This is a genomic window from Lentzea xerophila, from assembly GCF_051094245.1.
Classification (GTDB): domain Bacteria; phylum Actinomycetota; class Actinomycetes; order Mycobacteriales; family Pseudonocardiaceae; genus Lentzea; species Lentzea xerophila.
Genome location: NZ_CP194934.1, coordinates 1,293,417 through 1,307,651 on the forward strand (window position 1 = coordinate 1,293,417; position 14,235 = coordinate 1,307,651).

Annotated in this window: 11 protein-coding genes; 6 read left to right on the plus strand and 5 right to left on the minus strand. The window is 69.9% G+C overall.

The window, feature by feature from the left end; translation table 11 throughout:
* The first annotated feature begins 102 nt into the window (after positions 1 to 102).
* The 4 genes from ACRSBM_RS06400 (at position 103) to ACRSBM_RS06415 (ending at position 3,260) form a co-directional block, all read left to right on the plus strand.
* Positions 103 to 1,644, plus strand: a complete 1,542-nt coding sequence (locus tag ACRSBM_RS06400) for an ATP-binding protein (RefSeq protein ID WP_434440609.1) — start codon at positions 103 to 105, stop codon at positions 1,642 to 1,644.
* Positions 1,641 to 2,312, plus strand: a complete 672-nt coding sequence (locus ACRSBM_RS06405) for a response regulator (protein ID WP_434440611.1) — start codon at positions 1,641 to 1,643, stop codon at positions 2,310 to 2,312. Before ACRSBM_RS06400 ends, ACRSBM_RS06405 begins: the two co-directional genes overlap by 4 nt.
* Positions 2,313 to 2,435: 123 nt before the next feature.
* Entirely contained in the window at positions 2,436 to 3,044 is a 609-nt protein-coding gene (locus ACRSBM_RS06410) for a LysE family translocator (protein ID WP_434440613.1), read from the plus strand.
* 42 nt (positions 3,045 to 3,086) lie between these two features.
* Complete coding sequence (locus tag ACRSBM_RS06415; protein ID WP_434452993.1) at positions 3,087 to 3,260, plus strand: hypothetical protein; 174 nt, start codon at positions 3,087 to 3,089, stop codon at positions 3,258 to 3,260.
* Here ACRSBM_RS06415 and ACRSBM_RS06420 read toward each other — a convergent pair.
* The 5 genes from ACRSBM_RS06420 to ACRSBM_RS06440 all read right to left on the minus strand — a co-directional run bounded on the left by ACRSBM_RS06420 (position 3,257) and on the right by ACRSBM_RS06440 (position 10,248).
* Positions 3,257 to 5,413, minus strand: coding sequence for an ATP-binding protein (locus ACRSBM_RS06420; protein ID WP_434440614.1), 2,157 nt, complete (start codon positions 5,411 to 5,413; stop codon positions 3,257 to 3,259). The genes ACRSBM_RS06415 and ACRSBM_RS06420 overlap by 4 nt on opposite strands.
* Before the next feature lie 64 nt (positions 5,414 to 5,477).
* Entirely contained in the window at positions 5,478 to 6,572 is a 1,095-nt protein-coding gene (locus ACRSBM_RS06425; protein ID WP_434452995.1) for a bifunctional lysylphosphatidylglycerol flippase/synthetase MprF, read from the minus strand.
* Positions 6,514 to 7,959: a rhomboid family intramembrane serine protease gene (locus ACRSBM_RS06430; protein ID WP_434440616.1), complete on the minus strand. Its 1,446-nt coding sequence runs from the start codon at positions 7,957 to 7,959 to the stop codon at positions 6,514 to 6,516. The genes ACRSBM_RS06425 and ACRSBM_RS06430 overlap by 59 nt, the downstream gene beginning before the upstream one ends.
* Positions 7,926 to 9,218, minus strand: a complete 1,293-nt coding sequence (locus ACRSBM_RS06435; protein ID WP_434440618.1) for an alpha/beta hydrolase — start codon at positions 9,216 to 9,218, stop codon at positions 7,926 to 7,928. Before ACRSBM_RS06435 ends, ACRSBM_RS06430 begins: the two co-directional genes overlap by 34 nt.
* 91 nt (positions 9,219 to 9,309) lie before the next feature.
* Positions 9,310 to 10,248 (minus strand): maleylacetate reductase, encoded by a 939-nt coding sequence (locus ACRSBM_RS06440; protein WP_434440620.1) that lies wholly within the window; start codon positions 10,246 to 10,248, stop codon positions 9,310 to 9,312.
* A 101-nt stretch (positions 10,249 to 10,349) separates the two neighbouring features.
* Between ACRSBM_RS06440 and ACRSBM_RS06445 the strand changes: the two genes are divergently transcribed.
* Positions 10,350 to 12,200, plus strand: coding sequence for a Xaa-Pro dipeptidyl-peptidase (locus tag ACRSBM_RS06445; protein WP_434440621.1), 1,851 nt, complete (start codon positions 10,350 to 10,352; stop codon positions 12,198 to 12,200).
* Between the two features lie 39 nt (positions 12,201 to 12,239).
* On the plus strand, positions 12,240 to 14,225 hold the full coding sequence (recQ, locus tag ACRSBM_RS06450; protein WP_434440622.1) for a DNA helicase RecQ: 1,986 nt from the start codon (positions 12,240 to 12,242) through the stop codon (positions 14,223 to 14,225).
* The last annotated feature ends 10 nt before the right edge of the window (positions 14,226 to 14,235 follow it).

Below are 14,235 nucleotides of genomic sequence, written 5' to 3' on the forward strand. Positions count from 1 at the left end.
TAGGTCGTAAGTTCGCGTATTGGTCGTTTAGGTCGTGAGCTGATTCACAGATGATGCGTCAGAATTCCATCCATGTTTCGTCGATCTGTTTCGTTTGGGGCCTTGCTCCTGGCATTGCAGGTAGTCATCGTGCTGATGACGACCTGTGCCGCCGGTCTGCTCGCGGCCAAACTGCAGAGCGACCGGATCCGGGACTCCTACCGGGACAGGATGTTGTCCGTCGCGGAGAGCGTCGCGCGGCTACCCACCGTAATCGAGGCGTTCGGTTCGGGTGACCCATCAGGGACCATCCAGCCGTTGGCCGAAGTGATCCGCAAGGCGTCCAACGTGACCTACGTGGTCGTCACCGACCACAACGGCGTCCGCTACGCCCATCCCGACCCGAAACGCATCGGCGAACACGTCTCCACCGACCCGAGCACCGCGCTGTCCGGCGAGGTCTTCGTCGGCACGGAGACGGGCACGCTCGGCACTTCGCTGCGCGCCAAGGTGCCGGTGCGGGCGCCTGACGGGCGGATCATCGGCATGGCCTCGGTCGGCATCCTGGAGAGCCAGCTCTCCGCCGACCTCGCCGAGGACCTGCCGGAACTGATCGGCTGGCTCGCCGCGGCCGCGCTGGTCGGCGTCCTCGGCGCGGCGCTGATCACCCAGCACGTCCGCCGGCGGACGTTCCGGCTCGAACCCGCGGAGATCGCGCAGCTGCTGGAGACCAGGGACGCGATGCTGCACGGCATCCGCGAAGGCGTGGTCGCCGTGGACGACCAGGAACGGCTGGCGCTGCTCAACGACGAGGCGATGCGCCTGCTGGGGCTGAGCGAGGACCCGAGCGGACGACCGGCGGCGGAGGTCCTCGACGACGGTCTGCTGGACCTGGCACGCGACGACGACGACGTGGCCGACCGGCTCGTCCTCGCGGGAGAACGGGTCCTGGTCGCGAACCGGATGACGGCCAAGACGCACGACCGCGCCGTCGGCGTCGTGCTGACGTTGCGTGATCGGACGGAGTTGCACGACGCGTTGCGGGAGCTCGACGGCCAGCGCACCGTCACCGAGGTGCTGCGCGCGCAGGCCCACGAGTTCTCCAACCACCTGCACGTCATCGGCGGTCTGCTGGACCTGGACCGCGGCTCCGATGCCGTCGCCTACATCGAACGGGTCGGCGGCGCGGGGTCGGTCACCGCCGACATCATCGACGGCGCGAACGCCGACCCGGCGCTCGCGGCGCTGTTGCTGGCAAAATCGTCCACCGCGCACGAACGCGGTGTGGAGCTGCGGCTCGATCCCGACAGCTCCGTCGACATCCGTGCGGGCGACGACGCGTTGACCGTGCTGGGAAACCTGGTCGACAACGCGGTGGACGCCGTGGAGACCGGAGGAACCGTGCGGGTGCTGGTGCGTTCGTCGATCAACGGGGTGAGGGTGGTCGTGGACGACGACGGGCCAGGAGTGGCCGAGTCGCAACGGGGCCGGATCTTCGACCTCGGCGTGAGCTCGAAGGACGTCCAGGGCGCGCACGGCAGGGGAATAGGACTCGCATTGGTGTCGAGGGTCGTGACCAGGCGCAGCGGCCGGGTGGCGATCACCGACTCGGAACTCGGCGGCGCGTCGTTCGACGTGTGGCTGCCGGAAACGGGGAACCGATGAGCGTGCGAACGCTCGTTGTCGACGACGACTTCGCCGTGGCCGCGATCCACCGCGGTTTCCTGCAGGCGATGCCCGAGTTCGAGGTGGTCGGCGAGGCCCACCGCGGCGGCGAGGCGTTGCGGGCCGTGGACGCCCTGCGGCCGGACCTGGTGCTGCTCGACATCCACCTGCCCGACATGTCCGGCCTCGAGGTGCTGTCACGGCTGCGCGCTCGCGGCGGGCCACCGGTCGACGTCATCGCGGTCACGGCCGCGCGCGAACGGGAGACCGTGCGCCAGGCCATGTCCCGTGGCGTGGACAACTACCTCGTGAAGCCGTTCACGCGCACGGCGTTCCTCGACCGGATGCGGGAGTACCTGGCGCAACGCATCGAGGTGCAGCGGCTCGGGCAGGTGCTGGACCAGGCCGACGTCGACTCGCTGATGCACCACCGGCCGCGCACCTTGGCGATGCCCAAGGGACTGTCCGCCGTGACGCTGCGGCTGGTGACCGATGCGTTGCGGGACAGCAAGAACGACCTCTCGGCGCAGGAGGTCGGCGACCGCGCGGGGCTCTCGCGCGTCAGTGCCCGCCGCTACCTGGAGCACCTGGTGACGATCGGCAAGGCCGAGGTGCAGCCGCGCTACGGCATGGCGAACCGGCCGGCGCACGGGTACCGCCTGACCTGAGTTCGTGGCCGGGCAACGATCGCGACGGAGGACCCGTTGTGGTGCAGCGGGCGGTTCGAGTGTGATCGTGTCCGGCGTGTTAATTCTTCCGGCGCCGATGCTTTTCCATGTTCTGATGGCGTCATGTCGACCGCCGCCCTCCTCAGTTTCACCTTCGTCGCGCTGCTGACCGTCATCACGCCGGGCCTGGAAACCCTGCTGGTGCTGCGGACGGCGCTGCTGGTCGGCCGTCGTGCCGCCATGGGTGTCGTGGTGGGCAGCACGCTCGGCTGCCTCGTGTGGGCGACGGCCGGGCTGGTCGGTCTGACGGCGTTGTTGCAGGCGTCCGAGCTGGCCTACGACATCGTGCGCTGGCTCGGCGCGGCCTACCTGGTCTACCTGGGTGCCAAGGCGTTGTGGCAGTCCCGGCGCCCGGTCGAGCTCGACGAACCGGCGCCGGTGCCGTCGGTCCGCGCGGCCGTCCGGGTCGGACTCCTGACGAACCTGCTCAACCCCAAGCCGGGCGTCTTCTACATCTCGTTGCTGCCCCAGTTCCTGCCCGTCGGCCAGCCCGCGTGGGGCGCCGTGCTCGTGGCCGTGCACCTCGGCATCGGGCTGGTGTGGTTCCCGATCCTGATCACCGCCGCCGGTCGGGCCCGTGCTTTCCTGTTGCGCCAACGGCTTCTGCTGGACCGCCTGTCCGCTTCCGCGCTGATCGCGTTCGGCTTGAAGACGGCGGCGGATGCGCGCTGACGCTGAGCTTCTCGCTCGTCGCGTAGGCGCGCGGCCTACCTGATCTACGTGGGCGCCAAGGCTTTGTGGAACTCGCGCCAGGTCGCGACCCCGGAGGACTCACGTCCGGTGCCGAGCGCGCGGGCGTCGTTGCGCGTGGGGTTGCTGACGAACCTGCTCAACCCCAAGGTCGGCGTTTTCCACCTGTCGCTGCTGCCGATCCTCACCGCGGGCTAACGGTCGCCCGCGGCCGTGCGGTGCCAGGCCGCGAGCGCCGTCCTGCTCGGCAGTCCCAGCTTCACCCGGATGTTGACGACGTGCCGGTCCGCGGTGTGCGGCGAGATGAACAGCCTGGCCCCGATCTGCTTCGACGTGAGCCCCTCCGCGACCAGGCCCGCGATGGTGAACTCCTGCCTCGTCAGGCCGCCGGGCAGCGTGGGCTTGACCGGCCGGCGCTCGGAGTCCGGCACCGGTTCGAGGGCGAACGCCATCGCCTGCTCCGGCCGCAGGTCGGCGCCGAGCGTCGTGATCACCTGGTAGTCGTCGCCGAGCGCGCGGCGGACGGTCCTGTCGGCACGTTCCAGCAGCTTGTGGAACGGGCTCATGCCGCCGAACGAGATCCGCGAGATCCGCTCCTGCGACCGCAGCGCGCCGAGCAGCCGTGCAGCGCGGTCGAAGGCGCCCAGGTCGGCACACGTGCACGCGAGCAGCCACAGGCTGAACGTGGCGCCCCACGTGTCGCCGAGCGTCAGCTGGACCCGCAACGCCTGCACCGCGAGCGGATGCACCTGTGCCGGGTCGCCGTGCAGGAGCTCGTAAAGGCCTCGATGCCACAGTCCCCAGGCGTGCGACCAGTTCACGCCGTTGCTCTCCGCCTGCCGGGCGAGCCCGGTCGTGGCCTTGTCCGCAGCCTCGGCGTCCAGCAGGAAGCACACCGCCATCGCGTGCAGGAGTTCGGTGACGTAAGTGTCGCCCGGTGATGCGTACTGACGGCACAGCTCGACGACGTGCGCGTACAACGGCACGCAGTCCGGCGAGCCGTCCACGAAGAAGAGATGCGTGGCCTCGGCCAGCACCAGATGGACGTTGGTGATCGGCAGCCGTGGCAACGCCCGTGCTTCGTTCATCAGCGGGACGGCCACCGCCATGTCGCCACGCGCCTGAGCCAGGTACGCGCTGTGCGCGAGCAACGATGTGCGCAGAGGTGCCTCGGTGATCACCTCGCGGGCGGCCGCGAGCAGATCCCATGCCTGGCCGAGCATGCCCGCGAACAACGTGAAGCGCGCTCGCTGCAGGTTCATCGCCGCGGTCGTGCCGATCGCGGCCAGGCCGGGGGTCCGCAGAGCGTGCCCGATCGCCGCGCGGACGTTCGGCCACTCCTCCCAGAGCCTGCCCATCCACTGGCCCTCGTCGGGGCCGAACCACGAGCGGGCCGCCTCGTCCACGAACTCGCTGTAGTGCAACGCGTGGCGCCGCAACGGTTCGTCCGCATCGGTCAGCAGACCGGCGCCGAACCGCGAGACGGTGTCCAGCAACCGGTAGCGGGTCGCGCCGGTGACCACACTCGTCGTGGCCACGACGATCGACCGGCGAACCAACGCGGACAACGACTCCAGCACATCCGCGCCCGCCACCGCCTCGGCGGCGGCGTGGTCGAAGTCCGCCGGGAACACCGACAGCAGCGTCCACAGCCGTCGTTCCTCGTCCGTGCAGTGCCGCGCAGCCCACTCGAACACCCGCTCCAGCGTGGCGGACTCGAGCTCGCCGATCGGTGCGATCCCTGCCGCCGCCACGAGCTCGATCGCGAGTGGTAACCCGTCCACCGCCCGGCACACCGCCTCGGCCTCGGCCAGGTCCACCTCGGCCGGGGCCCGGTCCAGGAACAGCAGCACCGCCTCGTCCTCGCTCAACGGCGGAACCCGCAGCAGGTGCTCGCCGTAGACGCCGATGGGCTCCCGCGAGGTCGTGAGGATCGTCAGCCCCTCACAGTCCCGCAACAGGTGGTGCACCAGGTGCCGGACCGCCTCCAGCAGGTGCTCGCAGTTGTCCAGTAATAGGAGCAAGTGCTTGTCGTGCAACGACTCCACGAGCCGCCCGAGCCCGGCGGCGGGCGAGTTGTCGACGATCCGCAGCTCGGTCGCGACCGTGCGGGCGAGCAACGCCGGGTCCTTGAGTTCCGCGAGCCGCACTCGCCAGACGCCGTGCCGGAACGCCTCCGCCTGGGCCAGGACGCGGCCGGTCTCCACGGCGACGCGGGTCTTGCCGGCACCGCTCGCGCCCACCAGCGTGACCAGCCGGGCCTTGCCGAGGAGTGCCTCGGTGTCGGCGAGCACCGCCTGGCGGCCGATGAACGTCGTGATCTGGGCAGGCAGATTGCCCCGCACGGTCATCGGCGCATCTTCGCCTAGTGCCGCGGGGGTGTGATGACGAGCATCACCTCACCACCCTATCGGCCTAGCGAGTTCGACCATGCGTGGTCACGCGCTCTCTGGTCCGGATGATCATCTTGCTCGCCAGCCGAAGTCCCTGGCGCGCGTTGAGATGCGGCAGGTACGCACGGCTGACCGCGTTCGCGATCCGCGGCAGCGCGGCCGAGTCCGGGTACGCCATGAACATCGGCTGGTAGGCAGGCTGGAACTTCGCCTTGAACGCGAGCAGCGAGCGGAACCCGTACACCGGCTCCAGCACCTGCCCGGTGAAGTCGAGGACGCGCTGCAGCGCCCGAGGACGTTCGCCCCGGTCCAGCCGGGCCAGCGGCGCCCCGGACAGGCTCAGGAACCGCGCCCCCTCGGCCTGGAGTTGTTGCGCCGCCGACGCGATCAGGAACTCCATCGAGCCGCGGAAGCCGTTGGCGCGGCGGCGCATGAAGTCGAGCGTCCACCCGACGACCTCGCCGTCGGCGTACACCGGCAGCCAGCTCGTGATGCCGTGGACGGTGCGGTCGCCGTCCACCGCCAGCAGGCAGCGGACACCGTCGCCGGTCAGCTCCTCCAGGCCGCCCAGCGTGAAACCCATCTCCGGCAGGCCCTTGTCCGCCACCCACTCCGCCGAGATCGACCGGATCTGGTCGGTGATCGCGTACGGCGCGTCGGCGTACGTGCACCACTCCGCGGTGATGCCGGACTTGGCGGCCTTGTTCAGCGCCGTGCGCACGTCCTGCCACTTCTTGCCGGTGAAGCTCAGCTGGTCCAGTTCGATCACGGTGTCCTCGGCGACCTGCACAGCGGACCAGCCGAGGCCTTCGACCACCTCCCGCGTCTCGGTGCCCACGCTGTACAGGCACGGCGTCCAGCCGTTACGCGCGCAGAACTCCGCGAACCCGCGCACGGCGTCCACCCGCGCCGGACCGACCGGATCGCCGACCGTCAGCGCGATCGTGGCCACCACCCGGTACGCGATGGCCGTCTCGCCGTCGGGCGTGAACCAGTACTGGTTGCCACGCCACGTCGTCATGTACGACAACGACGAACCGCCGTGGCGTCGCATCAGCTCACGCGCGTGCGCCGCCTCCTTCTCGCACGACGACGGCCACGTGCGCCACGACGCCATCAGCAGACCGGCCAGCACGATCAGCCAGAAGACCACGCCCGTGTACTCGAACAGCAGCGCGCCGGCGAACCCCTCGGCGGAGAACCGCAACGGCACCAGGCCGAGGTATCCCGGCGGCAGGAACCGCGTCGGCAGGTCCGCGAGCAGCGCGGTGAACCCCGGCTCCGGCGTGAACTGGTCGCGGACCAGGTACCCGCCGAAGACGTACAGCGCCGACAGCAATGCGACGCTGCCCGCCGTGAACCGCCAGAACTTCCTGACGGCATGCCGAGGCAGCCGCACGTCGAAGTGCCTGCGGGTCGCCAGCAGCACGACGGTGATCGCGAGCGGCGCCAGCATCGGGACGCCGAACGACAACCGCGAGCTCCAGCACGCCGGCGTCCGGGAACTGCGCGACGTAGACGACGTACGAACCGATGAACGCCGCGAACGCCAGGTTGAACACCAGCGCCGACCGCCACGCGAACCGCCGGCCGCGTCGCAGCCCCTCCGCCAGCACGAGCAGCAGCAACGCCGGCAGCAACGACATCACGAGCGCGGGGAACCGGCCGTACGACAGCTGCACCACCATCGTCCGGCAGAACTCCGCCGCGTCCGAAGCGCACAACGCGTCGACGTCCTGCTGCGAGGGTTGCGCGACCGCCACGACGTCCGCCAACCACCACAGCGGGCCGTTCGGGTACGGCGACATCATCGACACCACCGGCCCGAGCGCCGACGCCGCGAGCAGCAGCGCCACCAGCACCCGCGTCTCCTGCAGCGAGCGGGCCCTGTGTTCCGGCCCGGTCCTCCACAGCAACGCTCCGATCAGCAACCCGGCCACGCCACCGGACAGTCGGAGCAGGTCTTCCAGCCAACCCGAGTACAGCGTAAGGACCAGCACCGACAAGATCATCAACAGGCGTATCCGGCGCCTCCAGAGCGGTGGCATCCGGAAGGTCAGCGCGAGCGCCAGCCCCACCCCGCCGATCGACGGACCGGCCGCGACCTCGCCCACCAGCGACTCGAGCCAGTCCCAGTCCACGTCCCGCCCGATCAGCACCAGCGCGAGCCCCAGGGACGAGCCGGCCACGTGCGAGGACAGGAAGACCGCCGCCGTCCGCAGCTGACCGAACGAGTGTTCGGCGAACGTGCCGGCGACGAGCAGCAGAACGGTCGTGCCGACGTAACCCAGCAGGTCCATCGACCACAGCGCCGAGGTGAAAACGGTCCACACCGGGCTCTCGGTGCCGATGCCGGTCCGCGCGAGAAGGTCGTCACCGGCACCGGTGATCGCACCGGTCAGCGCGCCGACGGTCCAGAAGACGATGAGGAACGCGCAGGTCAGCGGCGCGGTCCGGAAGAGCCGGGCGATCATCTGACCAGCCCGGTCCGCTGCGCGAGCCACGGCAGTGAGCTGTAGAGGCCCGGCCGCCACACGGTCCAGTCGTGTCCGCCGGGCAGTTCCGTCCACCGCACGTCCATTCCGGCCCTGCCACAGGCCTCGAACACCTCGGCGTCGGCCGGGCGGTAGAGGGCGTCGTCCCTGCCTGCCACGATCACGCCCGCCGTCCGCGGGAACCGTTGCCGGGCAAGGATGTCCATGGGGTTGACGCGGGCGAACGCCGCTTCGTCGCCGCCGAACGCGGCCTTGACCGTCTCCGCCCGGCTGCCGAGCGTGGGCTCGCGCTGCCCGGAGATGTCGATGAAGTTGCCGTACACGTCCGGCGCGCGCACAGCGAGCTGAAGCGCACATGTACCGCCGTGCGAGAAGCCCGCGATCGTCCAGGCCTCACGGCGTTCGTCGACCGTGAGGCGTTCTTTGATCCACTTGGGCGCGTCGTGGGCCAGGTAGGTCTCCGCCTGGCCCAGCTTCGAGTCGAGGCACAGCGGGTTCGCCGTGGTCGAGCCGAGCTGGTCGGCCATCACGACGATCGGCGCGAGACCGTTGTGGTCGCGCGCGAACGCGTCCATGTGCTCGACGATCCCGCCCGCGTCGTACCAGTCGCGGGGTGTGCCGGGCTGGCCGGCCAGCAGGACGATCACCGGCAGCCGCGGCCGGGGCTTCGTGGCGTAGGCGGGTGGCAGGTAGACCCACGCGGGGCGCGCCCGCAACGCGCCGGGGATCTCGATCTCGGACATCGTGCCCTTGTCCGGCAGGCCGGTGGCGGTCCAGACGTCGGCGAGCTTCTTGCCGGCCGGTACCTCCAGCACGTCGGACGGTTCGGCGTTGTCCGGCAGGTCGACGCTCGGGTTGTGGAACACCTGCAGCAGGGCCCGTGCCGTGGGGTACTGGCCGAAGTACGCGTTCGTGGCTGTCATCGCGCTCGTCATGACGACGAGCACGGCGAACACGCTCAATACACGGCCGTGCCACCGCGACGGGCGCAACCGCGCGATGGCGAGGCTCAGCGCCACCAGTGCGCCGCCCAGCCACACCATCAGGATGGTCGGCAAGGGCTCAGGCCACGGTTTCCACACGTTGTTGACGACGAGCGTCAGCCCTGTCACGACCAGCGCGCACGCCAGCACGACGATCGGCAGCACGCGGACCCACCACGTCCGGTTCCTCCGGATCGCCAGGAACGCGAGCGCGAGCACGGCCGCGACCGTGGCGGCCTTGGGGATCGGCCCGTGTATCAGGGACAGGTCCAACGGGCTGGGCATGTTCCCGATGCTTCAGGAAGTCTTCAGGTTCCACATCGGAGGTTCGTCTGAGTTCGGAGGTGTGAACATCACCCTGAAGAATGACAACCCGTCAGCCGGATGACGCGTCGTGCCACGCGTTCGTCAGCACCCGCAGCGCGTCCGGGTGCCCGGCGATCTCCGCGGCGCGGGACAAATCGGACTCCGCCATCCCCAGTGCGCGCAACGACGTCGCCGCACCGAACCGCGTGGCCGTCTCGTGGATGCGCTTGGTCAGGTCGGCGGGCGCCGTGTGGGGGAGCAGTGCCGTGTGCGTGGCGGCGTGCGGCAGTCCGAACGAACCGCCCAAAACGTGCGCGAGCTTGTGGTGCAGTCCCATGGGGACTGACGCGAGGCACGTGCCCGCGAGCCACGCCGAGGACAGCAGGTCGGTCCGCGCGTCCACAGTGGACGGATTTCCGCCCAAAGCGCGCAAAACGCCCTCGATCGCCTTGGTCGCGATGGCGTCGACCAACGGGTTCTCGTTGCCTCGTGCGGCGACGGCGTGCGCGAGAGCGTTGAGCGCGCTCGTCACCGTCACGTCGAGCGGCAGGTCCAGCGTGAGGTCGACGTCGTAGATCACGGTGTCCGGCTGGATCGCCGCGTCGCGCCGCGTCTTCTTCAGCCCTGCCGCCGTCTCCCCGAGCACCGGCGTGACCTCGGACCCGGCGTAGGTCGTCGGAAGGATGATCTGGGGGACGCCGGCGCGCACCGAGAGCGCCTTGGACAGCCCTGTGCTCGACCCGCCGCCGACCGACACCAGACAGTCTGCGCCGTGCTCGTGCAACGACGCGAGCGCGCGCTCCGTGACCTCGACCGGCGTGTGCATGGCCGCGCCGGTGAACCGGGCCGTGAGCAGCGGGCCGAGTGCGGCCGCCACCTCGTCGCCGCCGTGCCGGGCGATCAGCAGCACCCGTGTCGCACCGAGCCGTTCGGCCTCGGCGCGGACGGAGGAAGCGGTGCCGCGGCCGAAGACGACGCGGGTCCGCGCGGGTTCGAAGGTGAAGCTCACGAAGGTCGAATATTCGTGACAGAAGACGTCTGCGCAACAGCGGAGGGTCAAGCCTTTCGGCTCTGACGGGGCGACTTGGTCACTCCTTAGCGTGAATCTCTATGAAGCGTGTTCGTGTTGTAGTGGCGTTAGTAGGAGCACTGACCCTGACGCCAATCCCTGCCACAGCGGCGACACCCGCGTTCACCCTGTCCGGCGGCGTGTCCGCCCCGATCCACTCGATGGCCGACGCGGTCCGCGAGACCGTCTACGTCGACTCCGGGCTCGACCTCGACGGCAACGGCACCCGTGACCGGGTGGCCGCCGACATCATCAGGCCGTCCACGACCGGGCGCGTGCCCGTGATCATGGACGCCAGCCCCTACTACCAGAGCGCGGGACGCGGCAACGAGAGCGAGGTCAAGACCTACGACTCCGCCGGCGTGCCGGTGAAGTTCCCGCTCTTCTACGACAACTACTTCGTGCCACGTGGCTACGCCGTCGTGCTGGTCGACTTCCTCGGCACGAACCGGTCACGTGGCTGCGTCGACGTCGGCGGCCGGTCGGAGATCGCGTCCGGCACGGCCGTGATCGACTGGCTCAACGGCCGCCGGACCGGCTACTCGACCCTGACCGGCTCCACGACCAAGTCCGCCTCGTGGTCGACCGGCGCCGTGGGCATGATCGGCAAGTCGTGGGACGGCTCGATCGCGAACGGCGTCGCGTCGACCGGCATCGACGGGCTGAAGACCATCGTCCCGATCGCGGCCATCAGCTCCTGGTACGACTGGTTCCGCTCGGACGGCGTCGCGTACCCCGGTTACAGCTCGCCGACCGGGCTGGGTTCACAGTTCGAGAACTCCAACGCGCGCTCACGGTGTGGTGCCGTACGCACGCAGATGACGAACGGGTCCCCGGCCAACGGCGACTACACGGCGATGTGGCAGGCACGTGACTTCGTGCGCGACGCCTCGCGCGTGAAGGCGTCCATCTTCGCGATCCACGGACTGAACGACCTCAACGTGAAGACGCTGCAGTACGGGCAGTTCTGGGACGCCGTGCCCGCGTCGGTGCCGAAGAAGCTGTGGTTCTCGCAGACCGCGCACGTCGACCCGTTCGACTTCCGGCGCGCCGAGTGGGTCTCGACGTTGCACCGGTGGTTCGACCGCTGGCTGCTGAACGTGCCGAACGGGATCGAGAACGAGCCGCAGGTGTCCGCTGAACGTGCGCCGGACCAGTGGGCGGACGACCAGACGTGGCCGCCTGCGGGGACCGTCAGCACCGTGCTGCGTCCTTCTTCTTCGGGACTCGGCACGGTGGCCGGCACCGGTACGGCGGCGTTCACCGACAACGGCAGCGCCACGCCGTCCAGCTGGCTGTCCGGTTCGAACACCGGCCGGGTCGTCTACTCGACCGCACCGCTGACGTCCGACCTGCGCATCGCCGGTACCTCGTCGATCACGGTGGGAGTGTCGTCGTCCACGCCGACGGCGCACCTCACGGCGTACCTCGTCGACTACGGACCGGCTCGCGTGCGGACCGGTCAAGGCATCCGGACCCTGAGCACGGAGTCGTGCTGGGGCGAGAGCCGCACGGGCGACGACGCCTGTTACCGCGACACGGAGGCCACCGCGGGCAACGTCGACGCGCAGATCATCGCGCGCGGCTGGGCGGACCTCGCGAACTACGAGTCGCTCTCGGTTCCGCGCACGATCACGCCGGGAACCAAGTACCGCATGACGTTCCGACTGTCCACAACGGACCACGTGATCCCGGCGGGGCACCGGCTGGGGCTGCTGATCGGCGGTACCGACTCGAGCGCGATCGTGCGGCCGAGCCAGCTACCGCGGTTGACCGTCGACCTGGCGGACACCTCGGTGCGGATCCCGATGAAGGGCTCGGTGCCGTCCGCGTCGGCCATCCCGCTGGTCGCTTCCAGCGTTTCCGCTGGTACGAAGAGCGAGTTGGGCTAGCACACCGGACTGTCGGTGCTGCTCGCTAGCATCGGCGTCATGGGTTCAACCGAGGGTGTCGTTCTCGAAGACGCGCTGCAGGTCCTGCAGCGCGTCTTCGGGTACCCCGAGTTCCGCGGCGACCAGGCCGCCATCGTCGAGCACGTGATCACGGGCGGCGACGCGCTCGTGCTCATGCCGACCGGCGGTGGCAAGTCCCTCTGCTACCAGGTGCCCGCCCTGGTGCGGCCCGGCACGGGCGTGGTGATCTCACCGCTCATCGCGCTGATGCAGGACCAGGTGGACGCGCTGCGCGCTCTGGGCGTGCGCGCGGGCTTCCTGAACTCGTCGCTGTCCTGGGACGAACGCCGGATGGTCGAGGCCGAGTTCGTGGCCGGCGAGCTCGACCTGCTCTACCTGGCGCCGGAACGGCTGACGTCCGAGGCGACCCTGCGCCTGCTGGAACAGGGTGAGATCGCGCTGTTCGCGATCGACGAGGCGCACTGCGTCTCCCAGTGGGGCCACGACTTCCGGCCGGACTACCTCTCGCTGACGCACCTGCACGAGCGCTGGCCGAAGGTGCCGCGCATCGCGCTCACCGCCACCGCGACGGAGGCGACGCGCAAGGAGATCCTCACGCGCCTCGAACTGGGCGACGGCCGCCAGTTCGTCTCCAGCTTCGACCGGCCGAACATCCAGTACCGCATCGTCGGCAAGAAGGAGCCGAAGAAGCAGCTGCTGGACCTGCTGCGCGGCGAGCACCAGGGCGACGCGGGCATCGTCTACTGCCTGTCCCGCTCCTCGGTGGAGAAGACGGCCGAGTTCCTGGTGGCGAACGGCATCCCGGCGCTGCCCTACCACGCGGGGCTCGACTCCTCTGTCCGCCAGCGCAACCAGGCCCGGTTCCTGCGCGAGGACGGCCTGGTCATGGTCGCCACGATCGCGTTCGGCATGGGCATCGACAAGCCGGACGTCCGGTTCGTCGCCCACCTCGACCTCCCGAAGTCGGTCGAGGGCTACTACCAGGAGACGGGCCGCGCGGGCCGCGACGGGCTCCCGTCCACGGCCTGGCTCGCCTACGGCCTGCAGGACGTGGTGCAGCAACGCAAGATGATCGAGTCGTCGGAAGGCGACCTGGCGTTCCGCCGCCGCTCGCAGACCCACCTCGACGCGATGCTCTCCCTCTGCGAGACGATCACGTGCCGCCGCTCGGTGCTCCTGGACTACTTCGGCGAGTCCGGCGTCCCGTGCGGCAACTGCGACACCTGCCTGACCCCGCCCGAGTCGTGGGACGGCACGGTCGCCGCGCAGAAGATCCTCTCCACCGTCTACCGCCTGCGCAAGGAGCGGAACCAGAAGTTCGGCGCAGGCCAGGCGATCGACATCCTGCTGGGCCGCAAGACCGCCAAGGTCATCCAGTTCGACCACGACCAGCTCAGCACGTTCGGCATCGGCGCCGACCTGAACGAGAGCGAGTGGCGCGGCGTGGTCCGCCAGCTGCTCGCCCAGGGCCTGCTGGCCGTGGAGGGCGAGTACTCGACGCTGGTCCTCACCGAGGCGAGCTCCGAGGTCCTCGGCCGCAAGCGCGAAGTCAAGATGCGCAAGGACCCGGCGCCCACCCGCTCGACGACGCGCACGGCATCGTCCTCCACCGCCGCCAAGGCGAAGGTCGACCTCCCGGCTGACGCCGCCCCGCTCTTCGAGGCGTTGCGCGAGTGGCGCGCACAGCAGGCCCGCGAACAGGGCGTCCCGGCGTACGTGATCTTCCACGACGCCACGCTGAAATCCATCGCGGCCTCCCGCCCCGGCTCGCTCACCGCCCTGGGCGCGGTGAGCGGTGTCGGCCAGGCGAAGCTCACGAAGTACGGCGAGCAGATCCTGGAGGTGGTGGCGGGAGGCGGCCCGGCACCGGCCGAACAGGTCACCCCGCCCGCCGCCAAGCCCAAAGCCAAGCCGACGAGCCCAGGCGGCGCGGCGTGGGGTTCGGGCGCGGACGCCGACGAGTGGCCGGAGCCGGAGGAGCCGGACGAGCCGATGGACTGGTAGCCGGTGACGG